Raw genomic sequence first — 23,888 nt, forward strand, 5'->3', positions numbered from 1 at the left:
TTTGTCTGTCATGAGCTTTCTCCTAATCTTTGGCTAAAAGGTTATTGGGCCAATGGTTTCTGGTTAATTGGGTTCTTGCTATCCGGTCTGGCTGTCTCGGTGTCAGCCTGTTCCACCGGCTTACGGTCAAAGAGCATCAACATGCAGGGCAGCAGCAAGAAGTCCACCACCAGGGCAATGAAAATGATCAGGGCACTGAGCTGGCCCATGTCACTGTTCAGACGGAAACTGGAGCTGGCCAGTACAGAGAAGCCGGCAACCAGTACGACGGTTGTGATCCATAACGCGCGGCCAACAGTGCTGAAGGCATAACGAACGGCTTCTTCGGCATTTCGGCCTTCTTTGCGTGCGATTTGATACTTGCTGAGGAAATGTACGGCGTCATCGACAACGATACCGAGTGTGAGAGTGACCACCACAGACAACCCAAGGTTGATTTCACCGGACCAGAGTGACCAGAGTCCGAATCCGAGAATCGCCGGGGCGATGTTGGGAATAAGACTGATCACACCCAGTCGCAGTGAACGCAGAGCGAAAATCATCAGTGCGGAGATCAGCACCAGCGTAACCGGTAGTGTCGATAACATACTGGCCATGTTGGTTTCGCCAATATGGGCGAACATCAGGTTCGGGCTGGACGCCATAATGGCGTAACCCGGCGCATTAGCATCAAACCAGTCATTAATACGGGCTTCCAGGGCTACCAGTTCTTTACTGCCGACATTTTTGGTGGTCAGCGTCAGTTTCACGGATGATTTATCTACGTTGAGCTGGTTGTTAAGGTCCAGGCCGTATGGCAAAGACATTTCATACAGCAACAGATATTGTGCGGCCAGTTCTCTGTCGTTCGGCAGGCGATACCAGCTTTCATCATCACCATGCATGTTTTTGTTCAGGCGTTTGTAAACATCACTCAGGCTGGCGACATGGTCGGTCTCAGGTTGTTCACGCAACCAGTTGGTAAACTGATTCAGAATGTTCAGGAAGCCAGGATCAGCAATCCCCTGAGGTTGACCTGAGTCAATAGCAATGCTGATGGTGGTCATTCCACTGATATTTTCAGCCATGAAATCGGCCGCCTGACGGAATTGGCTGTCTGTGGCGAAGTATTTGACTGGCTCATCGTTGACCACATTACGGGGCAGAAGCAGGGTAGCGCCGGTCAGAACGATCACCGATAAAGGCAGGATGATTTTGCGATGATTAACCACAAGATTGCCTAATTTATCGGTCCAGCTGTGCTGGCCAGCCGGCTTCACGGCCGGGGCACGCAAAGGTAGTACAGTCAGTAACGCTGGCAGCAGAGAAACCGACAGGAAGCAGGCGATCATTATCCCCAGAGCGGCCAGGTTACCCAAATCACGCAGGATCGGGGAATCAGAGGCATTCATCATCAAAAAGCCAAGCGCCGTTGTTACCGAGGTAATCAGTACCGGCATCGCATTGAGTTTGATGCTGTAGCCGATGGCTTCGTTTTTAAGCATGCCCCGCTGCATGCCTTGCCGCATAGTGGCAATAACATGAACGCAGTCAGCAACGGCGAGTGTGAGCACCAGGGTTGGCACATTAACTGTGGCTGTGCTGAGGAACATGCCTGCCCAGCCGGACAGGCCCATAGTGGACGCCACAGAACCGATAATCACAATTAGAGTTGCAAGAACACCGGTCACAGTGCGTAGCATTAATACCAGAAAAACCAGCACAATCAGCAGCATGGTCGGTACCAGTGTGCTGCTGTCTTTCATGGCCATGTCCATGAAAGTACGGTTCATCGCGACAATACCAGCCTGATAGAAATCAACCTCAGGAAATTCGGCCCGGTATTTCGCCAGCAAGGTTTGGGAATAATCAGTAACGGTGGTGATTTCTGTCGTTTCGTCAACTTTAGGCATTTGTAAAGTGATGTTCACTACAGCAACATCACCGCTGGATGAGATAAGTGAATCACGGAGCAAAGGTTCTTGTAAGGCGACTGATTTCACTTTCGCGATACGCGGCGCATCAAGCGGGTACTCGTCTAACAGCAAATCTTCGACCAGCAGATCATCTTCAATCGCCTCTGTGTGCTGATAGTTTGCTAACGAGTCGACGCGGCTGGAAAAGGGAATCTGCCAGCTGTCGTTGGTCAGCTCCCGGATAAGAGACAAGGTGTCGGGTGTAAAGACATTGCCGTTTTTGGGCGCAACAACAAAGCTGATGTTGTCTGTTTTACTGAATGTGTTCTGGATAGTGTTAAAGGCTTGCAGCTGGGGGTTATTTCCGTCGAAGAAGATGTTGTAATCTCCGCGGAAATAGAGGTTTTTGGCGCCGATAGTCGCGGCGATCAGCAGTGCCGTCATTATCGCCAGGACGATATAAGCACGTTTGATCGGTAAAGCGTAGATACTGTCTTTCATCACAATCTCCATGAGTGACGTTTCGTCAATACTTGGTGCTTTAAAGCCAGCATATATGCTGGCCGGGCAAGAATAAGTTACTTACTCATAGCGAATTTTAATTATTCAGCTACTTAGCAGCGTTAACACTCTCCAGTGTTCGCTGCAGAAAAATCAAATTATGACAAATCGTCAACTATGGTCTGAAAATAACCCGCATGAAAGCGGGTTATTACAGCAACTAACGACCCAGTTGCGACAGAAGATCGATCTCTTCCGCAAAAAAGGTCTGTTCAATGTGTTTCCACAGCCTTTTGTAATCCCTTTCGCTGGACAGTGGTTTCCAGTTCATTCCATCTAATAACATATTGATGTTATTCAGAATGGTGAACGGATCCTGCAGGCGATGTATACAGCGACTATTGGTAGCATTAGCAATCAACGCATTCGATCCCAATGCCAGCGACCAGTTTGCAAAAACCACCGCATCGGTACTGACGGCCGCAGACATAGCCAGACTGCCTTCTTTCAGAGCACGATTGACGATTGCATCAGCATTATCAATCATTTGCTCCTCAAGTTGATTCAACATTTCCACGCGTGCATTGGATGCTTTATCGATAACCCAGGGGGTTTTCGCAGTCAGCAGACACGTCGATAGTATGGGTTCGAGTCGGGCAAATATATGGTACGCAACGTGGACACCCATCAGAATATCCCGGCTGCTGCCTTCCATATCTAACACCCGGTTGAACAGGGTCATTTCAACCTTTATGGCATGGCTGCATAATGCCACTATGACGTCTTCTTTACTGCAGAAATGGTTATACACCGTTCCTTTAGAGTAAGGACTGATCGACGCCAGCTTATCCATGGTCAGGTTAGCAAAACCTTCCTTGTTAACCAGATCTTTGGCAAGCATGATCAGCTCGTGATCGCGTTCTGCAATCGCTTGCTGTTTCTTGGTCTTGGGTGCTCGCTCTCCAGAGAAGAGGGCACATCTTTCTTTATTACAGTTCAACCCGAACATAACTTCCGACTTTTAAGTTGTCAGTTGCGTGAATATATTGCAACTCCTTCTGTGAGATGCTGGTGCTCCTGTAAGTTTCTGCTTTACAAGAAGCAAGCACCCTGTAATCAGTTTAACACGAATACGACAAGGGTAAATCACTACAAAAATGACGATTAGTCAAAGTTGACTTATCGTCATAATAGCTACTTATGCGCAGAGATCAATACCGGTGCTGAGAATTATTTGTTCTGTCCCGATAAACAGTGGTTGTGGCAGGTAATAAAAAACCGCCAGAGCTGGCGGTTTAAGTGTGTTTGCCGAAATCAAAGCGATTAAAGCGCAGTGCGGAGTATGGCTTCACTGTCGGCAAGACCGATTTTGCCGTGTTCGCCTAATGCTGTCATGCCGTGCTTTTCCAGACCGCTGAGCAGCACGCGAATATCGCTTTCATCCAGTTCGACATCTTTTAAGCGGGTTGGCACCTGCATGGCTTTGAAGAAAGCTTCTGTTTTGGCAATGGCGGCATAGATACGCTCGTCATCGTTACCTTCAGCGATACCGAAAATACGTTCTGCATATTGCAGCAGTTTGGCTTCTTTTTCCTGACGTCGCTCTTTCATCACGGCGGGAAGCACGATACTCAGAGTGCGCGCATGATCAATGCCGTAGTTGCCAGTGAGTTCGTGACCTATCATGTGCGTAGCCCAGTCTTGCGGGACACCGACACCAATGAGTCCGTTCAGTGCTTGCGTGGCTGACCACATAATATTGGCACGAACTGCCAGATCTTTAGGATTAGTCAGCGCTTTCGGGCCTTCTTCAATCAGGGTTAACAGCAAACCTTCAGCGAACCGATCCTGCACTTTGGCATTCACCGGAAAAGTCAGATATTGCTCCATCACATGGATGTACGCGTCAACCACACCGTTACTGATCTGGCGAGGAGACAGGCTCAGAGTGGTTGCCGGATCCAAGACGGCGAAAGCAGGCTGGATTTTAGATGACATGAAGCCAATCTTGTCGTTACCGCGTGACACCACAGAGGCTTTATTGCTTTCGGAGCCCGTTGCTGGCAGTGTCAGAATGCAGCCAATAGGCAGAGCATTATCCACTTTTAGCCCTTTAGCCCACATATCCCACGGGTCTGCGCCTTCATAGCAGGCTGCTGCCGCTACAAATTTGGTGCCGTCAGCGACTGAACCCCCACCGACTGCCAGCAGGTAGTCGATGCCTTCAGTTTTGACTGTGTCGACCGCTTTCATCAGCGTGTCGTATTGCGGGTTTGGCTCAATGCCAGCGAACTCAGTCCATTGGTGTTCACTCAGCGCCTTAGCAACCTGATCGTAGACACCGTTAGCTTTGATAGAGCCACCGCCGTACAGCACCAGTACTTTGCTGCTTTTAGGAATTTCGTTGGTGATTGCAGCAATCTGACCTTCACCAAAATGAATGCGGGTAGGGTTGTGATAGCTAAATGGGTTCATCATTGCTCTCCAGGTTTGCCTGTAAGATATAGTGTGCTGCAAAGTGTAGGTGACAACATGCCTCGCTGTAATACACGATTCTGCTTAATTCTTGCCTGATTCTGCTTTACACTTTTATTCGTACGGTTATTCATCAACACTAAGCCATCTTGAACAATTGAGTTCCGATTATGAATACTACCCTGGAACTGGCCACTTCCTTATGCTGCCAACTGGGATTGGAGAGCGGCCAAGGTAAGGTAAATACGGCACTAAAAGGTGTCAGCCTGTTTAAAATTACCCAATATCATCATGTTACTCCGCAGATGTATCAGAAAGGCGTGGTTGTTATTTTTCAGGGCAACAAAATTGGCCACCTGAATGATTATCGATTTGAGTACGACACTGAACATTGCCTGATTGTGTCAGCACCGTACCCTATTGCCTGTGAAACCTTTGCGTCGGAAGAGGCGCCGCTGATCGGTATTGATATCGGATTCGACCACAGCGTTATTCGTCAGCTGGTCGATGATATGGAAGCGGATCTGGGAGCCGATTATTTCGCCTCTCAGCAGCAGCACAAAGGCGTGGCCGCCTCGCCTGTCACACCTGAGATTAATGATTGTATGCAGCGATTATTATCGGTTCTGCATACCCCTATTGATGCAAAATTACTGGGGCCGCAGATACTCAGAGAGTTTTTTTACCGCCTGCTGCAAAGTCATCAGCGATCCCTGCTTGCCCAGTATGTGAAGCAAGACAGTGCGTTGGCCCGCGTGTCAGGTGTGATAGAGCATGTCCAGCTGCACTATGCGGATAAGCTGGCGGTGGATGATCTGGCTGACATGGCAGGCATGAGCACTTCTGCCTTTCACCGTGCTTTTAAGCAAGTCGTCACGGATCCGCCGTTGCAATACATTAAAAAAATCCGGCTCAATAACGCCAAGCAACTCATGGTACAGGATGGCGTATCAGCCAGCGTAGCAGCAAGCAAAGTGGGATATGAAAGCGCCGCACAGTTCAGCCGGGAGTTTAAACGCTATTTTGGACTGCCGCCCAGTAAGGCGGGGTAAGTGGTGTGCGCTTACTGACCTGCCTGTTGGACAGCTTGCCGGGTAAATCCCTGCGAGTTGTTTAGCAGCACACGCGCTTCTTCAGCCGTTGAACCGGTCAAAATCATCACAATGGCGGTTTTGCAGTGGCCGCCACAGGCTGTCAGTGCAGATTCGGCTTGTTCGCGTGTTGCACCGGTTGCCGCGGTGACAATGTTTTTCTGGCGCTCGACCAGCTTTGCATTGGTTGCTTCAACGTCTACCATCAGGTTCCCGTACACTTTGCCGGTACGTATCATGGCACCTGTTGTCAGCATATTGAGGATCATTTTTTGCGCAGTACCGGCTTTCATGCGGGAAGAGCCGGTCACCACTTCGGGTCCGACTATGGGCGTCATGGCAATATCTGCTAATTGAGTCATGGCGCTGTTGGGGTTGCAGCTGATGCTGGCGACGGTCGCACCGATCGATTTGGCGTATGTCATGGCACCGATTACATAAGGGGTACGGCCACTGGCAGCAATGCCGACTAACACATCTTTGTCAGAAAAGTTCAGGGCTTTCAGGTCTTCTGCACCCAGATCGGTGTTGTCTTCAGCATTTTCTACGGCACGGAAAATCGCTTCCCGCCCACCTGCAATCAAGCCGATAACCTGAGACGGGTCACTGCCATAAGTGGGCGGGCATTCACTGGCATCCAGAATGCCTAAGCGGCCTGATGTCCCTGCGCCTGAGTAAATTAAGCGGCCACCTTGCTGAAAAGCAATCGCGATAGCATCAACAGCTTGAGCCACTTGCGGCAAGGTGCGTTCAACAGCCAGCGCCACTTGCTTATCTTCGTCATTGATGACCTTGAGCATGTCGACGGTCGACAGGGTATCTATCGTCTGGCTGGCAGGGTTGCGGCTTTCAGTGATCAGCGTGTTTAAATCAATTTTCATCAGGGATGACCTTAGGGTTCGTTATCTGATGAGAATTGTAGGGAATAACATATGGCGTAGCAAACGGGCGCCATCTTAGCGGTCTCTTCTTGCCTGTCCTGATTCAAAAACGCGATAAACAGGCAAATCATCGAATTCAGACGATGTCGCAGCTGATCAACGGCCTGACTGTCTGAATCAGCGTGCTACACTCATACCGACACTGACTTCGTGGAATTGGGTTCGTCGCGGAGGCAAGTATGGTCAGTTTATTGTGGAAATGCTCTGTTGCTCTTTTTCTTCTTGCTATGCTGTGGGCTGGCTACAGCTTGCCTGTTCAGGCCGACATTGTTGATGCCCGCTGCGATATATACCCCAGAGGTGCAGATAAACCCTCAGGCCGTTACTTATGCGTGCTGTCTCAGCATCATGGCTATATCACCATAGACAGAGCAGATGGCGTCTATTACGATTTTTATCCGATGCGGGGGGAGCCGGGGCAATACCGCGATGATCGTAATCAGCCTGTTTACAGAAGAAACGGATTGGGCGCAAAAGGGATGATTTTTGAAATGAGCGACAAGTCCATTTATGTCCTTTGGGATACCTCCGTGTTAGCTGAACCCTAATTTTAAGATCTCATTTTTAGGGATTATGGGTTGATTTTTTACGTCACGCTAACCACTATCAGCCCACCTGAACTAAGAGACGAAATGCATGCCAACGCATACCCACTTAACCATTGATATCGTATCTGATGTCGTCTGTCCCTGGTGCTACATTGGTTACAAACGGCTGGAGCAGGCCATGGCGGCCTATAAAGATCAGGTGCAGTTTACTGTGCGCTGGCATCCTTTCGAACTGAATCCGGCCATGCAGGCAGATGGCCAGTTGCTGAGTGAGCATCTGGCCGAGAAGTATCAGATCACACCCGAACAAAGTGAGCAGAACCGAGCCAGGATCATTGCTTTAGGTGAAGAATCCGGTATTCGGTTCCATTTCACCCCACTCTCCCGTATCTACAATACGTTCAAAGCCCATCAGCTGTTGCACTGGGCCGCGAGCTACGGCCGTCAGACAGAGCTGAAACTGGCGCTTTTTGAGGCTTATTTCACAGAGCAGGATGATCCGAGTGCTTTGCCTGTGCTGTTGGATGCTGCTGACGCCGCAGGCCTGGATCGTAATGAAGCCGAGCTGGTGCTGAAACAGGGCAACTTTGCCGAAGCCGTGAGAGCTGAAGAGCAAACCTGGACCGGGCAGGGGATCACAGCTGTGCCTGCGTTTGTCTTTCATGAAAAATATCTGCTTTCTGGTGCACAGGATACAGAGACATTGAAGCAGGTTATCGACACGCTTTTAGCTGAGGTGGCCTAAAAATTAGTCCGGCAATGTTACCGACCCGCATAATCCATGATCAATTGGTCAATGTTGCATGCGGGTCTGAACGCTGTTGGGCCGTAGGTGAGTTCTGATCACTGTGCAATCTGAAAGGAGAACGGATGAAAGGGTTTTGGCTAAAACTGATTCTGACAGTCGTCATATTCGCGGCCTTGTTTGGCTACGTTTTTTATACTGTGCAAAGTGGTGTGCAATAAGGACATTGTTGATTAGGAAAAAGTCAGCGGTGAGCATAGAATCATTTGGATTATCACAAGGAGTGTGAGTTGGAAAAATATGCGGTGTTGTCGGACATTCACAGTAATGTCTTTGCGCTGGAAGCTGTGGTCGCGGATGCGGCCAGTAAGGGAGTGACCCGGCTGGTGAATCTGGGTGACATTTTATACGGCCCGATAGCCCCTCGTGCTACCTTCGATTTTTTGCAACAGCAAGAGATGCTGACCATTTCAGGTAATCAGGATCGACAAATTTACCAGTCGACGGCTGCAGAAGTGGCTGCCAATCCCACGCTGCAATTTATCCTCAACGACTTAGGCCAGGCCCCGTTGGACTGGATGCAGCAACTGCCATTCGATGCCCGGATATCCGATGAAATCTATGCCTGTCATGGCACGCCGGACGATGATCTGGTGTATCTGCTGGAAGAGATCAGTTCGGGTCATCCGCAGGTCAAAGCAGATGCCGAGATAGCCGCGCATCTCAAACACATCCATTCTCCTATTATTCTTTGTGGTCATACCCATATTCCCCGTTGTGTCCGGATCTCGACGGGACAGACGGTGATTAATCCCGGCAGCGTGGGCCTTCAGGCTTACGCCGATGAATTGCCGTCGCCTCATTCGATGCAAAATCACACACCGCAAGCGTCGTATGCTGTGTTAACGCGGCAAGACCACCACTGGGAAACGGCCTTTCATCGCGTTGATTATGATGTAAAAGCGGCTGTGCAGGCAGCAACGGCCAATGGTCGCGAAGACTGGGCACAGTACCTGATGACAGGCAGATGTTAACTCAGTGAGAGTCAGCTCATAACGCTGCTTCTTCATCTACACTTGGTTGATACAGTATGCCGTTTTTCTTTGTGTTCCTGTCCAGTTTCCCGGAGGTTCTATGGCATCGTTTCAGCAGGCGAAAATCTCTCCTCACTTGTGGTTTGATAAAGAAGCGGTTGAAGCCGCCGAGTTTTATACTCAGCTCTTTGATCATTCCAGAATTGTTAATGTCACCAAGATTGATGATACCCCTTCAGGCAGTGTTGATGTGGTGAACTTTGAATTGTTCGGACAGCCATTCACAGCGATCAGTGCCGGGCCTTTTTTCACGTTTAATGAGTCGGTCTCTTTTGTTATTCATTGTGACGATCAGGCAGAAATCGATCGTTACTGGACGGCTTTATCTCAGGATGGTGGTGAGGAAGGGCAGTGTGGCTGGCTTAAGGATAAATTCGGTTTGTCATGGCAGATTGTGCCGAGATCGATGGATGTGATGATGCGAAGCCATGATCCCGATAAGCTGGCTCGGCTAACGCAGTGCTTCCTGACCATGACAAAACTGGAGATAGTCGCGCTGGAACGAGCGTTCAATGGTAAGTAGAAGGTCGGGTCAAAAAGAGTGAATCACAAAAAAAGCGACAGGCGGGCAGGAGCTCCCGTTCTGTCGCGCAAGGGATAGTTAATCGTCAGGCTTTGGTTTCTTCTGCAGCATCTGTAGCGACAGCCGCTTCTATGGGTTTGAGAGCCGCGGCTTTTTTTGCTCGCTTTTCTTTTTGTGCCAGCCAGATCAGGGGGGCGATGATCATCATAGTGCCAAGAATCATTGGCAAGTCAGGTACTTCGTCGAACCACAGCATGCCGATGATCACAGCGCCAATCAGTCCGCTGTATTCGGCGCTCGCAATCTTGTTCGATTCCGCCGAGCGGTAAGCCAGTACACAGGTGCCGGCATAAATCATAATGAACGTGCTGGAGCCGGCCGCTGTCAGCAACGGCGACCAGTCCCAGGGCTGTCCTTCCCAAATAGCCAGGCCCAGCGCTGCCGGCATACCTGCCAGGTTGGTCAGCATCAGGGTTTGCGCAACAGTCTGGTGTTTTGGCAGCTTACGTACCAACAGGTTGTTCCAGGCCAGCGTAAACGCAACAATCAGAGCCGCAATGGCTGCCCAGTTGATTTCAGTCGGGCGGATAATCACCAGCACACCAATGAAACCAATTACCGCCACGCCGACAGAATATTTGGTAAGCTTTTCCTGAAACAGCATCATGGCCATAGGCAGCATGATCAGCGGGGCGGCATAGAAGATGGCATTCGCAGTGGCCAGTGGCAGGCTGGTAATTGAGATGATCATAAATACCATACCCAGCAACCAAATGTGTCCGCGCAGAGCATGCCACTTAAATCCGGCAAAAAAATCGGCTTTTTTGGTGCCAATACAGAAGGGTGCCAGAATAGCGACGGCGGTTAACTGGCGGAAAAAAACAAACTGGAAAATAGCCGTTTCATCACCCAATGATTTAATCATGGCATCGGAGCACACAGCAATTAAGTTGCCAACAATCAGCAATATCATGGCTAAACCGACAGACATTTGAGGCATGGGCTGCTCCTTCTTTTTTGGGGTTAATGAAATGTCAACGAGACAACAAACTGTGATCCAAAGCATAAACCAGCGGTAGTGATGAAGTATAATGATATAAATTTTTTTGGTATGAGTTTTTTAGATAATGAAGCTGCCACCACTTCGTGCTGTTCATTACTTTGAGGCTGTCGCCCGCCTGAACAGTTTTTCCCGTGCGGCGGAATTTCTGAGTGTGACGCAAAGTGCCGTCAGCCACCAGGTGCGTCTTTTAGAAGATTATTTGGGTGAAGAACTGTTCCAGCGTCAGGGACGTCAGTTGTCTCTGACACCCGTTGGTGAAAAGTATTACGAGCAGATCAGCCATGCTCTGGCTGATATTTCTGAAGCCAGCCAGCAGATCCGGGAAGGCGAAGGTGGCAAGATTCGCCTGGCACTTTACAGCTCACTGGCAGTGAAATGGCTGATCCCACGGCTTGAAAATCTGCGTCAGCTGCACCCTGAAATAGAGCTCACGTTAAACATGGTGAGTAACGACCCGAATTTCAGTGACGAACTGGCAGATTGCTTTATTACTGTTTCGCCACCCAAGCGTAGTAATTTCATTTCAGAGCTGCTGTATCATGAGCAGCTCTATCCGGTGTGCAGCCATAAGCTTTGGCTGCAAATGCGGGACAAACCGTTGCCGGACGCCCTGTGGGAGCATCCGTTGCTGACCACTCGTTCTATTTTTAAAGATGCCAAACACGGCGAAGACTGGCACCGCTGGTGTATGCTGGGCGGTTTTGAGCTGCCTGAACAGGCGAGATTTCAGTTGTTCAGCCATATGTTGCTGGCGGCAGAAGCGGCCCGCTATGATCAGGGCATCACTTTTCTCAATGACTACCTGATGAATGACATCGACAGGCAGCAGCATTTCGTGCGGATTCCTATGCATGAGTTGCCGACCGGTGACAGTTTTTATTTTGTGTATAAAAAATCACGCGCTAAGCAAACCGCCATTATCACTCTGGGTCGCTGGCTTAAACAGCAGTGTGATGAGCTGGACAGACGTGGAAGCCAAAGCTGAGGCCAGATTCAGCGTCAGGGCGTTACAGTGAGTGGCTGTCATTGTCAAACCAGCGCTGAAAAACAATAGCGTCTATTGTCGGTTAGCATCGGGTATCAAACCGTTATTAACTCCCTCTCCATCACGAAGAGGGAGTTAACAGATCACTTGTGAAAGCAGACGCCGCCATGAGTGGCATCGTAAAGCTGCTGCCGGATTAATTCGGCGATTTCGACGATCAGTTCGACCATGCCCGGCTGCCTGACCTTTTTTTTGCTGCACATGATGTAGAGAGACTCACTAAGCCGCAGTGCGTATTGCGGTAACACCGGCACTAACTGGCTGTTGGGCGAATACAGATAGGTGGGTAACACGGCAATGCCCATACCTCTTTCGGCGGCATGCTGTTTGGTCAGGTTGTTATCAAAATACTGGCTGCGCTCAGGCAGGGAAAATTTACTTTGCTGAGCATAGATGTTCGGCCAGTCTAATTTCCCCTTAGCCTGAATCAGCAAGCGGTGCTCACAGAGATCTGAGAAAGAGGCAGGCGTACCGTAACGTTCCAGGTATGCATGGCTGGCCACAATCACTTTATCGATATCAGCCACCCTCTGGTAATAAAAGGCCGGTTCGGGCGGAGAGAAATTCAGGGCGATATCCAAATCGTCGTCAAAGAACGCTTTTTCAAGACTGGTCTCTATCAGGTTGATAACCAGCTGCGGGTAAGTTTCCATGAGCTGTTCGATCACAGGCAGCACCACCTGATTGCCCAGTGCGACGGAACAGGCCAGGTTAATGGAACCTGCCATAGTCTCTGTCTGGCTGAGTGACATCATGCAGTGACGCAACCCGTTCAGGCTGGTCTGGCACTCTGCCAGCAGCTTCATGCCTTCACGGCTTAACTTAAAGTGATGTTTGTTCTCTCGAATAAACAGCTCACATCCGAGCTGCGACTCAAGCTTCTTAACTTGGGCGCTGATGGTGGACTGCGAAATGTTCATCTTATTGGCCGCACGGGAAAAACTGTTGTATTCCGCTACTGCCTGAAAGTAGTGCAACAAGGCAAATGACTTATCCATGTTCATAGTTGTTTATCTATAAATAAATCCGCTTTTATGAATTATCACTGAAAGTGAAGGCAAATTACACTGGCTTTCCTGACATAACTATAGGTAAGCAAAGTGAATCTTGATACTCGATATGCTTTTCATCTGGCGCTGGATATCAGTGCAGCAGGCGTGTTCATGGCGGTTTCTGGTTTGTACTGCCTTGCAGAGGGCATGACACTTCAGCAATTGGGCTGGTTCTTTGCCGCCTTTTTTATCGTCATGGTTGTGTTGGAAGTGCCGAGTGGTTTTCTGGCTGACCGATTTGGACATCTGGCCGTTTATCGGTTGGCGAAAGGCTTTGATATGCTGAATGTTGTCCTGTTGGTGTTGGCTCCGAGTATTACGACTGTGATTTTAGCATCGGCAATCGGCGGCATCGGGCGCGCTTTGGGTTCGGGGTGTTTAGAAGCATGGTACGTTAACCAGCGCTATAAAGAAGGGTGCCATACGAATATCAAAGCAGCACTGTCACGTGCGAATCTGTGGCTGTTATCAGGTTTGGGTATTGGTGCTGCAATAGGTGGACTATTACCCGCTCAGGTGCCATATACGTTCAGCCAGACATATCTTAATGGTAACCCTTATAAGGTGGCGTTAATACTGGGCATGGCAATCCACCTCGCAGCCCTGGGGATCAGCTTTCTGACTTTTCATGAAGGCGAAAATGCGCGGTCACGACAAGATCACAATCATGAATCACTGTTGTCGATGGGCAGTAACTTACTCACGTATTTCATGGCAAATCCGGTATTGATCCTGCTTCTCGCCTGGCAAATGCTGATGGGATATGCTCTGGCTAACCACAGTGTGTACTGGCAACCCGTGTTCGCCATGCTTGAGGGTGGGAACAGCATGCTTGAATGGGTTGGATTTATAGTGGCCTCAAACTATTTACTCGCAGCGCTGCTTGGCAGGTTGCTGGACCCTACTGCTGCCTCTTTTTCAGCTGTAGCAATTTTGCCGGTTTATGCAGTGTGCGCAGCGATGGCGCTGATTGCCATGTCGTTAGTAAGTAATCCCTGGGGCTTTTTACTGGCGAATTGGGTGTTTATTTCCGCTGTGTTTCTGTCTCGCCCTGTCATAGCGGCAGAGTTACATCGGTATGTCGGCTCGTCGCACCGGAGTGCGTCTGTTTCTCTACTGTCACTGAGTCTGAATCTCGGTGGGGTGATGGCAGGCGGTTTGCTGTCATGGCTGACCCAAACATTTTCTGTGCCGGTAGCCTGGCAGGTGAGCGCATTGATTATGACGCTATCGGCGTGCGTTTTGAGCATCTGGCAGGCGATGGCAGGCAGAGACAGACAAGCCCTGGGTAATGAGACGGATTCGCCTAATTGAAGAAAGAATGTGCGGAAGATGGGGTTTTCAGGCGGTCAGCGATATTATTTTTAGATCAATCTCAAATAAACCTTTACAAAGGGGGAGAGTAGCGTATGATTCGTCTTGCTCTGTCGCTCAGATTAATTAATGCAACTTCAAGTCAAAGTAAAACCTCAGAATTTCTTCGTAACTGTCGTTATCCTCAGTGTTTCCCTTAGCTTCATTGTGACATTCAATAATTTAGGCTCTCAGCGCATCGCATGAATGCGGTAAATATTTTGAATTCATCTATATAAAAGGGACAAATTATGTCTAACAAATCAACTGGTCTGGTTAAGTGGTTTAACGAAGAGAAAGGTTTCGGTTTTATTACTCAAGACAACGGTGGTGCTGACGTATTCGTTCACTTCCGTGCAATCGCTTCAGAAGGCTTCAAAACTCTGGCTGAAGGTCAGAAAGTGTCTTTTGACGTAGAGCAGGGCGCTAAAGGCCCTCAAGCTGCTAACGTAGTAGCGCTGTAATTTTTTCATTGGCGTAAAAGGTGTTTTGCCTTTTACGCCAATGTATTTACAACGAAAATTATGCCTCTCCTGCCTTAAAAGCACGTCAGCTGTAAGCTTCCAAACGCCTTCGTAACACACCATCAAACACCAGCATTTGCTTTGTCATCAAACTGCAAATAAATTCCATTAGCATATTTATCATAAGCAAGTTTCAGATTGCGTTTTATACGTAATAATTTTGCTTATTTGAAAGAAAAATAAGGAGATATTATGTCTCGTTCAATTGGTCGTCATCGATTTTGGTTTCATCAAAGTCGTACTAAAAATACATCCGCAAATAAGAGGGTAGCCATTAAGTGATAGTTAATTTTACGCTTTATAAAGAAGACAAATCCTGGAGTTCACGTATACATCAGTTAAATGATGATGTTCTGCTCCGACATGTACACCTTCAGGGTAATATTGCCCGCAGAGATATAGATTTTTCCTACTGTGAAAGGTCTCACTCGGGAAATATTCTAAACAGTGAAAACCAAGTGATTGGTCATTTCAGCGTTTTTTCGTCATAACTCCCGCAATCATTCATTTCATGGCTACCGCCGCCAAGCCATGCAGTGAGCGATGATTGAGTCACTCCCTCTGACTTTACTTCACCTGTGTTCATCCCTGCTATGCCGGACAGGCAATAATCAGAAAGCCCCTTATGCTGCTATCGTTATATAACTAACTATGCGTGATGTTAGTTAAGGCACGTGGTGTTAGCTAAAACGCTGAATGAGATTATGTGTTAGCAGACAGGGTGGCTCAAACCTATATTCCGTATTGTCTTCAAAACATCACTGATTTGCCTTATATATGTCTGCCGCCGACAGTTCTACGGAATAACGATCCCCTTATTACGAGAGACAACGGGCAACCTGAATGATTACCCGTTAGGAATTACCGCTTGTTTTTAAGCTGCAGCGGTGTTTCTTGTTTGTTGTATCGGAGCTTGTGACAGTGACTGCCACATTGCACCAAGAACCAACACAGCCAGAAAAATGTTAGAGACGGGCATTGCCAGCCAAACACCATTTTCTCCAAACCACTTTGGTAATAGCCAGAGGAAAGGCAATTGTACCAGCATATTGCTGAGAGAAATCGTCAATGCCATGCCGCCCTGACCAACAGACATAAAATACACAGAGCCGATAATAATCAACCCATCCAGAAATAGGCTGAAAAGGTGCAGAGTGATACCATGACTCGCTTCTTGCACGAGCGTAACGTTACTGCTGTTGAACCAGCTGATCATAAATTCCGGAAACAAATTGAGTAAAGTAATCCAGCTAACGCCTACAATAATGGTTGCTTTGCAAGCCAGCAAAACAGTTTTTCTCACTTTATCGTGGGCGTTTTGACCGTGGAAATAGCTCACAGGTGGCTGCATTCCTTCAGCGATACCTTCCGCTAGCAGGTAATAAAGTGTCATCAGGTAACCTACAATGGCGTAGGCAGCAACGCTTACAGCAGAACCATATTCCATAAATAATCGATTATGAATTGCCACCATCAAGCCAGTGTACAGATACATCACCAGACACGATGAACCCAGTGTCAGTGTATCAGTCATTTTCTTGCCATCCGGTTTCAGATCAGCAAGTGATAACCTCAGTGTTGAGAAGCGGCTGCAGAAATACACCAATGTTAATAAGACGACAACGCTCTGAGCTGTTACAGTGGCAATGGCAGCGCCTTCCAGTCCCCAGCCCAGTATTCCGATGAATATATAATCGAGCACAATATTGATAATAGCACCAGCAACCATGAGACCCGTTGCCACCTTAGGTGAATCATCGTTTCGTATCAGAAAGGGCGCGGCACTGGCGCCAACGGCTATGACTGAGAATCCGATAAAGATCTGTAAGTAGCTAACGGCATAGCTGAGGATTTGGCCTGTTGCGCCTTGCAAAGTCATCAATTGCCCGCCAAAGACATATAATATTGCTGAACATCCAAGGCCAATGAATATCACCAGTGCCAGTCCATTTCCCAAAGCTTTACGCGCTTTAGCCGATTCGCGCATTCCTCTGAACGTAGAAACCAGACTGCCTGTCCCCATGCCAATCATCAGCCCGACACCCATGAAAATACTGATAATTGGCCAGGCAATATTGATTGCCGACAGGCCGTCTTGCCCTAAAAAGTGCCCGACAAATACCCCGTCAACTATCTGATATAGTCCATTGACCAGCATGGCCATGACGGCTGGAATGGTGAATCGACGAAAAGTTTTGCCGATTGATTCTGTTTGATTAATCGCTTCCATTTTTATCTCTCTGTGAAGCATATCTGTATTACTATGTATTCTCTTATCAAATTAAGATGGTAAAAAGTTAGTTACCATCCGCTTTTCGTATGGGTTGGAGTGGGTAATGTCACCTATCAGCTGGAATCTTGATCAACTGGACGCCTTTGTTACGGCTGCGCAAACGGGATCATTTACGTCCGCAGCACGAAAGTTGGGCAAGGCGCAATCTCGCATAAGCACTGCAATTGCCAATCTGGAAGCCGATCTGGGCTTTTTATTGTTTGACCGTAGCGGAAAATTTCCAACGCTTACTGCAGAAGGCAGGGAAGTGCTAAATGATGCGATGTCAGTCTTAACGCAATGTCAGCGGCTTCAGTCGAGGGTATTGTCTGTCTCTTCTGCTAATCCGGTTCAGCTCACCATTGCTATGGATGAAGCGGTGCCACTTGAAAATTTTGAAGTGCTTTATGCCAGGCTGGCGGATCATTATCCACACCTGAGTGTGACACTGTTAAATGGCTCCCTGGAAGATATCGCCAGCTGGGTTGATGGTGGCAAGGCGGACATGGGCTTTGTTTTACAGGATCATGTGTTATCGGATTCACTGGAGCGTTTCGCGATTGGCCGCAGTGGGCAAGCTTTGATTGTATCGGATAAACATCCGCTGGCGTTGCTTGCTGCCCCAACCGAAAGCCAGCTCATTGAGCACAGACAGCTGGTTATCCGGGATCGCATGGGCAATGCGCTGGGCAAACCGCTGTCGCCCAGCTACTGGCACGTGGATAGCTTTTACCTGATATCGTCTTTGGTGATGCATGGTGTTGGCTGGGCATTCGTTCCTGAGCATGTGGCAACCGCAGACTGGTACGAAGTGAAAACCCTATCGACGGAAAACCTGCCTTATCAGCGCGATTTCATGCTGTGCGCCATTAAGCGAAGAGATGCGGGCTGGAATACAGTTCTGAAATGGCTAATCGCAGAGGCACAACAGTTATTTACTGAGAATCACTCTGATACGGGAAGATTGTCTTAACTTGGGGGCGCTGTTTTTGTGTTTTATCTGCGTCATCATGCCGGCTTATTTTGATGTCACATAATTAAAGCCGGGCAATACATTCCGTCATGTCGGAAATATTCAATAAATCTCACGCTCCGGTGAGTATCTTCATGTTTCAGACCAAGGAGATATTACATGACGAAACGCGTAAATTACTTCAGTATTGCACCGCAAGCGATAGAGATTCTGGTACAGCAGGAAAACTATTTCCATCAGCAGTTTAGTGAATCTCAAACTATGTCGATGACCATTTGGGAGCTGGTGAAACTGCGTGTATCCCAGATAAACCAATGTGCATTCTGTATTGATATGCACAGTAAAGATGCCCTCAAACTGGGCGAGCAACCGGAACGTATCTGGGGATTGAACGCCTGGCGCGACATGCCGTTTTATACCGGGCAGGAAAAAGTCGCTTTGGAATTTGCAGAACATCTCAGCGCGTGTAAATCTGTGGACGATCTAATGTATCAGCAGGTGTTGGACACCTTTGGCGAACAGGCTATGGTTGATCTTACGTTAGCCATTAATGCAATTAATAGCTGGAATCGAGTGGTAAAAACCTTTAAACCCAAAGTAGGGAGTTTTACCGCAGCATAGGGTAGTCACTGTTAAATGGATTTCAGGATCTTTAAACCACAAGGTGTGTTGAAAGACCATGTTCAGGGAATATGGTCACTTTCCGTGTCACCTGATCGGGTGGTTGAAGAGAAAAAACTGCTGTTCAGTGATGCCGGAAGCGGCATCATGTTCAATCTGGGTGGCGATGTCTGCTTTGGCAATCACTGCCACCCGGAAGGTGTGATGATCATGCCCAACAGCAAAGAAGCCCAGTATGTGACCCTGCCTCCCGGTACCGTCCTGGCTGGAATTCGTTTCCATCCGGGCATGGGCTACAGTGTGCTGGGCAAGCGTTTTGACCATCCGGTTACCATTGCCGATGAACCGGAACATTTATACTTTCTTGAACCATTGCAACAGCAGCTTCGTCATTGCCGCTGCCATCAGGCGCGTATTGCTACACTATATCGCTGGATGAAACGCCATCTGGATCCTGATGATTCTGCCCGTCATACCATTACTGAAATAGTGAAAGCCGTACAGCCTCACAGCCGGCATCATCCCATTCCGGTCAGTACTCGACAGATAGAAAGGCACTTCCAGAAATGGATGGGCATGACGCCGAAATACTATCAGCGAATTCTTCGGGTTAAACAGTCGCTGGAGCTGATACAGCTCTCTCCTGACATCCCGCTGGCGGATCTGGCCGCAGAGCAAGGGTTTTCCGATCAGGCGCATATGACCCGAGAGTTCAGCCACATCGCTAAAATTACCCCGAAGCAATACAGCTTGCTGGTGAAGAAGAAGCAGGTACAGAGCAGGTAGCCATTCTGTCAGCCAGAGTTAATGCGCAGAATGCCAGTATATACAAGTAAAGCAGACGCTTACGTTATCATCAGCAAGCGTCTGTTAGCTCATTACTCTCGTCACTCGTTATCGTCAGTCTGGTAAAGGAATGAATTCTGTCTCGTCTCCGGGTACCAGTGGAAAGTCCTGGTTCCGCCAGTCCGCTTTGGCTTGTTCAATGCGCGCTTTACGGCTGGACACAAAGTTCCACTCAATATAACGCGTGCCTATATTCTCACCACCGATAATGGCGATGCGGGATGGTTCCTTTGCTTCAATGGTTATCCCTTCCTGTTGCGACACTATGGCCATGCTGTGTTCCGGTAAGTCGCTGTCTTTTGCTGTGACATGGCCTTTGGCAATGTAAATGGCGCGTTCTTCGGCCATCGGCAGGGTGAAACGCTGCCCCGGCTGGAGATCCGCTTCTACGTACAGCGTTTCTGCGAATGTTTGAACAGGTGATGTAACGCCAAATGCGGTTCCCATCAATACTCTGACAGGTACACCGTCGATACTAAGGGATGGAATAGTGTCATCCGGGTAGTGATAAAAAGCCGGTTCACATTCTTCATCGGCCAGAGGGAGTGCTAACCAGAGCTGCAGGCCATGCAGAATATGATCAACGGCAGTGACCTCATAACGTTCACGTTCAGAGTGCACAATCCCTTTGCCTGCGACCATCAGATTGATGTCACCAGGTTTGATGGGCTGCAGGCTACCCAGCGAATCACGATGCAGAATTTCGCCCTCAAACAAATAGGTGACGGTCGCTATGCCGATATGCGGATGGGGACGCACGTTAATACCTTCACCTGCCGGAAAATGCGCCGGGCCCATATGGTCGAAAAAAATCCACGGACCAACCATTTTCTGTTGTGCTGTCGGCAGCAGCCGGCGCACGGAAAAACCTCCTAAGTCTTTGTCTTTTGCCGTCAGAATGCGTTCGATCGCCCCGCAACTGTCCTTACAGTCGCAAGGCTGTTCAACCTCTTTAAACGTATTGCTCATTCATCTCTCCTGCGCGTCGTTTTGGTTTAAGTATGGAGCAGTAGCAGCTATTCGTGAACAAATATGGAAAAAGCCTATGCAGGAAAAAGCTATTACCGGTTTAAGGGTGATGCATGAAAGGGGGTTGCGTTTGAGAGAGTGATTAAAGGGTAGATAAAAAAAACAGCGCAGTGTCCCTACTGCGCTGTTTGAGTGCTGTCTGAGTTATAAAATGTGTTTCAATTTCGAATATCAGATTCCGCCTGTCAGGTTAGAGAGTGGCTGCGTACACCTCAACATTGGCGGTGTCTCCTTCATTGGTCAGCAGCAAATGCATGTACCCGGCTTTTTCTGCCGTGATTTCTATGAACGCCTGATTACCTGGATAGGCCGAAGCGGTTTCGTATTTTTCTGCTGTCGGCCAGTGTGCACTGGCGGCATAGAGACTGACATTACTTTTCTGATCTTGCTCGGTGGGTGTCACCCAGACCCTCAGGGTTTGTCCCGCTTCAGGAACATAAAACGCCAGATAACGCTGCGCTGACATGCTCAGGGTCTGAGGCGTGTTGGCTTCCAATACGACAGGTGTCAGATCATCCGTTGGCTGGGAACCTGTATGCTCACCATGTTCGCCAGGCTCGACACTGTCTGCTGTAGCTTTCAGTGTGATCTGATTGAAAGCTTCACGTCCAGCAATGCTCAGATAATAACGGCCAGGCTTGATATTGCCATTGGCGTCGGGGGTAATAATCAGAGTTTCATTACTGTCAGCCGTAAAGGCTGTGAAATCATGGTCGTAGTAATGGGCGGTGCGCTCATAACTTGCGTACAGATCCGCATCGCCATCACCTGTGATCGTGAGGGCAAGGTTGCGGGTGTTGGCGGGGACATCAACATAGAAAAGTTGCTCGCTGTATGCAGCGCCGGAAAGCGTGACAGCGCTGTTTAATGCCAATGATTTCGCCTCATCCGGGCTTGGTTCCGGTTCTCCAGGCTGCTCCCCGTCAGTGGTCACTGTCAGTAACCAGTTATTGAACTCGCCCGTATAGCGTGTGCCCAGCGTCTTTGCAGTTTCGGTCCATTGCGTGTAATCACCCTGACGAGCGAAAGAGAGTAAAGTATCGACCTCATTCGGATGGTTTTCCATCAGGAAACGTACGGCCAGATAACCCCAGCGATAGATGCGGTCCAGGTCGTGGTCGTAGGTGGTGCTCAGTATGTCAGATAGGGAATAGGTTTGTTTGCGAGCCAGTTCAACGGCAGCGTCATAACCCTGTTTGTAATGCATGTACTCGGCAAAACCTTCCAGCCACCACACTGTGTGCCCCGGGCTTAGCACATCATTGAAATCACCGTAAAGATTGAAGCGGCCATCGAGATAATGCACATATTCATGTTCGAGATTGAGAATGCTGTAACCTTGCGCATATTCATTACGGTAGGCCACAAAACGGGCCTGATTGTCAGGGTTGGCCGGATTGCCTTCCAGGTATTGCCCGCCATTATTGGTGGTATTGCCAAACAGGAAGTTAGAGTAGCTGACATAATCGGCATTGGTGTTGAAAACGATCACCTCAACACTGTCGTTATAATCACCGGCCACTGGTTGATAACCGCTGTTTACGACCTGATGGAAATCGGCTTCTTTATCAGCAAGGATATTGCAGGCCTCTGCAGCCTGTTCCTGCGTCATTGCCTGTGCCCGTATAATGGCCGGTCCGTCACAGTGATGGCGCAGTGGCATGACTCTGGCTGCAAGCTGATTCTTTGCATCTTTCAGCCCGAGTGCTTCTGCCTTATCGGGGGCAAAGTAATTGATCATTTCTGCAATGCCTACCCACATTTTGTCGCTCTTGCCGCCCAGCGGATAACGCTGAAGCAGCGATTCCAGAATGGCGAGCACCTGAGTCCGGGTTGATTCGTGAGGTGTTACCAGCAGACGGCCCATTTCACGTGCGGCATTGGTCACAATGAAATCCGCCTCAGTGCCCAGGGCCCATTCGCTGTCCAGAATAAACTGGTGCAGTTGTTCCAGGTACTCAGGATGCTGTGCCAGATCATCATAGAAACTGTCAATGCTGATGTGCCCGCTCATGGCACGGAACAGGTTGTTGAGTGTGTCAACAAATTGTAGATCCTGTGCTTTTTCAGCGGTGAAATGATTCAGGAGCTGCAGTTGGTTGGCCATGGTCAGAGGTAACTGACGGATGTTGTCGACCATGGTTGTCATGCTTCTCAACGCCGCGACCTGTTCTCTGCCACTTTGGCTGGCGTAGGGCGAGGTGAGAAAAGTATTAATAGCATTCGCCAGAGATACATCTAATGCATCAGAAAAATCGCCGTACTGCCCTTTATGCGGATAACGCACGTAATACGCGGCACGGATAAATTCACCGAGATTTTCTATGACACTGGCTTGCTGGGCTTCTCCCTGGTAGTTGCTGACATGCAGCATTAACTGTTGTTGTATCTGATGGATGTTGTTCTCGCTGAACAGCGTGTTCAATGTATCAGAAGGCGCAGAGAACCAGGCAATTCTGCATTCGAGATCGGCCTGTTCAATCGCCCTGATAGACGAAGGGGAAGATGACAAGGCATCTATCTCGCAGGCCGGAGCAGCTGAGGCTGTGTTTGTGTATAACGTTGCTGAGATAAGCAGCGCCAGCGCTGAACGCTGACATCCGGAATGAAGGTGTTTCATATGGCCAACCATTTGATTTATCAGTGTTAAGGTAAGCCGCCTGTTATACCAGCAGGAAATAATAGTGCACCATGTTGAATATTAAACTAAGAGGTCGGTCCACAAATAAACGAAAAAGGAAACGGCCTGACATTGTTGTCAGGCAAGTACAAAAAAAATTGGGTAGAGATTAACTCTCACTGCAGAAAGGAGCGAAATGGCAGGGCACAGGTATAAAAAAGGCGCGGATAAACGCGCCTGTACCAGCATAAAGCAGTGGTTGCATTTGAATTATCGGCTTGATGGAATCAGACGTTGAACCGTAAATGTCTCGCCACCTTGTTCAGAAATGTTGATGGTTAACGTGTGGGCCGCTTCTCTGTGGCTGTAAACAAACACACGTCCGTCTTCTTTGGTTTTGTAATAGGATTTCTGGTTGGGCACAGAGACATCAACATTGGCCTGCGGTACGCCCTCTTTTTCTACGAACACCCATGCTCCGCCTTTTAGAGGCGTAACTTGTACCGTGAGTGACTCTTTTAAATCGGCGAATGCTGAAGCGGAAAATGCGATGGTGATTGTGAACAGTGCTGCAATAAAGGTTTTCATAGTGTGACTCCCGACAATTGATTCAGATGAATAAGGATGTTTTAAAGCATACAGTTATACTAATTGTGATTTTCATCACGTTAAAGTGA

Annotated in this window: 21 protein-coding genes; 11 read left to right on the forward strand and 10 right to left on the reverse strand. The window is 48.7% G+C overall.

The features are described 5' to 3' along the window. Nucleotides 1–41: 41 nt before the first annotated feature. The 3 genes from IFO68_RS13740 to IFO68_RS13750 form a co-directional block, all read right to left on the reverse strand. A complete protein-coding gene (locus tag IFO68_RS13740; protein ID WP_225445228.1) occupies nucleotides 42–2,396 on the reverse strand; it encodes an efflux RND transporter permease subunit in 2,355 nt (784 codons plus the stop codon). Between the two features lie 220 nt (nucleotides 2,397–2,616). Beyond that, nucleotides 2,617–3,405, reverse strand: coding sequence for a TetR/AcrR family transcriptional regulator (locus IFO68_RS13745; RefSeq protein WP_192016427.1), 789 nt, complete (start codon nucleotides 3,403–3,405; stop codon nucleotides 2,617–2,619). Between the two features lie 314 nt (nucleotides 3,406–3,719). Further along, complete coding sequence (locus IFO68_RS13750) at nucleotides 3,720–4,871, reverse strand: iron-containing alcohol dehydrogenase (RefSeq protein WP_192016463.1); 1,152 nt, start codon at nucleotides 4,869–4,871, stop codon at nucleotides 3,720–3,722. 170 nt (nucleotides 4,872–5,041) lie between these two features. Between IFO68_RS13750 and IFO68_RS13755 the strand changes: the two genes are divergently transcribed. Beyond that, nucleotides 5,042–5,923 carry an AraC family transcriptional regulator gene (locus IFO68_RS13755; RefSeq protein ID WP_192016428.1) on the forward strand — a complete coding sequence of 294 codons (882 nt, stop codon included), beginning with the start codon at nucleotides 5,042–5,044 and terminating at the stop codon, nucleotides 5,921–5,923. Nucleotides 5,924–5,934: 11 nt separating this feature from the next. Here the strand turns inward: IFO68_RS13755 and murQ are convergent, their stop codons facing one another. Further along, nucleotides 5,935–6,843 carry an N-acetylmuramic acid 6-phosphate etherase gene (gene murQ, locus IFO68_RS13760; RefSeq protein WP_192016429.1) on the reverse strand — a complete coding sequence of 303 codons (909 nt, stop codon included), beginning with the start codon at nucleotides 6,841–6,843 and terminating at the stop codon, nucleotides 5,935–5,937. A 239-nt stretch (nucleotides 6,844–7,082) separates the two neighbouring features. On the opposite strand from murQ, the gene IFO68_RS13765 reads away from it, so the two are divergent. The 4 genes from IFO68_RS13765 to IFO68_RS13780 all read left to right on the forward strand — a co-directional run bounded on the left by IFO68_RS13765 (nucleotide 7,083) and on the right by IFO68_RS13780 (nucleotide 9,813). Continuing rightward, nucleotides 7,083–7,451, forward strand: coding sequence for a hypothetical protein (locus IFO68_RS13765; RefSeq protein WP_225445229.1), 369 nt, complete (start codon nucleotides 7,083–7,085; stop codon nucleotides 7,449–7,451). Nucleotides 7,452–7,539: 88 nt separating this feature from the next. Continuing rightward, entirely contained in the window at nucleotides 7,540–8,196 is a 657-nt protein-coding gene (locus IFO68_RS13770; RefSeq protein ID WP_192016430.1) for a DsbA family oxidoreductase, read from the forward strand. Nucleotides 8,197–8,486: 290 nt separating this feature from the next. After that, the gene (locus IFO68_RS13775; RefSeq protein ID WP_192016431.1) at nucleotides 8,487–9,230 is read left to right on the forward strand and encodes a metallophosphoesterase family protein; all 744 of its coding nucleotides are present in this window, start codon (nucleotides 8,487–8,489) and stop codon (nucleotides 9,228–9,230) included. A 100-nt stretch (nucleotides 9,231–9,330) separates the two neighbouring features. Next, nucleotides 9,331–9,813, forward strand: a complete 483-nt coding sequence (locus IFO68_RS13780) for a VOC family protein (RefSeq protein WP_192016432.1) — start codon at nucleotides 9,331–9,333, stop codon at nucleotides 9,811–9,813. An 85-nt stretch (nucleotides 9,814–9,898) separates the two neighbouring features. Here IFO68_RS13780 and IFO68_RS13785 read toward each other — a convergent pair whose 3' ends face one another. Next, entirely contained in the window at nucleotides 9,899–10,813 is a 915-nt protein-coding gene (locus IFO68_RS13785) for a DMT family transporter (RefSeq protein ID WP_192016433.1), read from the reverse strand. Between the two features lie 127 nt (nucleotides 10,814–10,940). Between IFO68_RS13785 and IFO68_RS13790 the strand changes: the two genes are divergently transcribed. Then, the gene (locus IFO68_RS13790) at nucleotides 10,941–11,861 is read left to right on the forward strand and encodes a LysR substrate-binding domain-containing protein (RefSeq protein WP_192016434.1); all 921 of its coding nucleotides are present in this window, start codon (nucleotides 10,941–10,943) and stop codon (nucleotides 11,859–11,861) included. 143 nt (nucleotides 11,862–12,004) lie between these two features. Here the strand turns inward: IFO68_RS13790 and IFO68_RS13795 are convergent, their stop codons facing one another. After that, nucleotides 12,005–12,919, reverse strand: coding sequence for a LysR family transcriptional regulator (locus tag IFO68_RS13795; protein ID WP_192016435.1), 915 nt, complete (start codon nucleotides 12,917–12,919; stop codon nucleotides 12,005–12,007). 102 nt (nucleotides 12,920–13,021) lie between these two features. Here IFO68_RS13795 and IFO68_RS13800 point away from each other — a divergent pair, with 102 nt between their 5' ends. Beyond that, nucleotides 13,022–14,287 (forward strand): MFS transporter, encoded by a 1,266-nt coding sequence (locus IFO68_RS13800; protein WP_192016436.1) that lies wholly within the window; start codon nucleotides 13,022–13,024, stop codon nucleotides 14,285–14,287. Nucleotides 14,288–14,577: 290 nt separating this feature from the next. Continuing rightward, the gene (gene cspE / locus IFO68_RS13805; protein ID WP_027250907.1) at nucleotides 14,578–14,790 is read left to right on the forward strand and encodes a transcription antiterminator/RNA stability regulator CspE; all 213 of its coding nucleotides are present in this window, start codon (nucleotides 14,578–14,580) and stop codon (nucleotides 14,788–14,790) included. A 934-nt stretch (nucleotides 14,791–15,724) separates the two neighbouring features. Here the strand turns inward: cspE and IFO68_RS13810 are convergent. Continuing rightward, complete coding sequence (locus IFO68_RS13810) at nucleotides 15,725–17,101, reverse strand: MATE family efflux transporter (protein ID WP_336510277.1); 1,377 nt, start codon at nucleotides 17,099–17,101, stop codon at nucleotides 15,725–15,727. Nucleotides 17,102–17,186: 85 nt separating this feature from the next. On the opposite strand from IFO68_RS13810, the gene IFO68_RS13815 reads away from it, so the two are divergent. The 3 genes from IFO68_RS13815 to IFO68_RS13825 all read left to right on the forward strand — a co-directional run bounded on the left by IFO68_RS13815 (nucleotide 17,187) and on the right by IFO68_RS13825 (nucleotide 19,502). Next, nucleotides 17,187–18,095 (forward strand): LysR family transcriptional regulator, encoded by a 909-nt coding sequence (locus IFO68_RS13815; protein WP_225445230.1) that lies wholly within the window; start codon nucleotides 17,187–17,189, stop codon nucleotides 18,093–18,095. 159 nt (nucleotides 18,096–18,254) lie between these two features. Further along, entirely contained in the window at nucleotides 18,255–18,716 is a 462-nt protein-coding gene (locus IFO68_RS13820) for a carboxymuconolactone decarboxylase family protein (RefSeq protein WP_192016438.1), read from the forward strand. Nucleotides 18,717–18,731: 15 nt separating this feature from the next. Next, a complete protein-coding gene (locus IFO68_RS13825) occupies nucleotides 18,732–19,502 on the forward strand; it encodes a helix-turn-helix domain-containing protein (RefSeq protein WP_192016439.1) in 771 nt (256 codons plus the stop codon). A 114-nt stretch (nucleotides 19,503–19,616) separates the two neighbouring features. On the opposite strand, the gene IFO68_RS13830 is transcribed toward IFO68_RS13825, so the two are convergent. From IFO68_RS13830 to IFO68_RS13840, 3 genes are all read right to left on the reverse strand, one after another. Beyond that, the gene (locus tag IFO68_RS13830; protein ID WP_192016440.1) at nucleotides 19,617–20,531 is read right to left on the reverse strand and encodes a pirin family protein; all 915 of its coding nucleotides are present in this window, start codon (nucleotides 20,529–20,531) and stop codon (nucleotides 19,617–19,619) included. A 250-nt stretch (nucleotides 20,532–20,781) separates the two neighbouring features. After that, complete coding sequence (locus IFO68_RS13835; RefSeq protein ID WP_192016441.1) at nucleotides 20,782–23,211, reverse strand: M9 family metallopeptidase; 2,430 nt, start codon at nucleotides 23,209–23,211, stop codon at nucleotides 20,782–20,784. A 270-nt stretch (nucleotides 23,212–23,481) separates the two neighbouring features. Then, the gene (locus tag IFO68_RS13840; protein ID WP_192016442.1) at nucleotides 23,482–23,799 is read right to left on the reverse strand and encodes a hypothetical protein; all 318 of its coding nucleotides are present in this window, start codon (nucleotides 23,797–23,799) and stop codon (nucleotides 23,482–23,484) included. Nucleotides 23,800–23,888: the final 89 nt, after the last annotated feature.

Origin of the sequence: Photobacterium arenosum (assembly GCF_014841115.1) — a bacterium.
GTDB classification, from domain to species: domain Bacteria; phylum Pseudomonadota; class Gammaproteobacteria; order Enterobacterales; family Vibrionaceae; genus Photobacterium; species Photobacterium arenosum.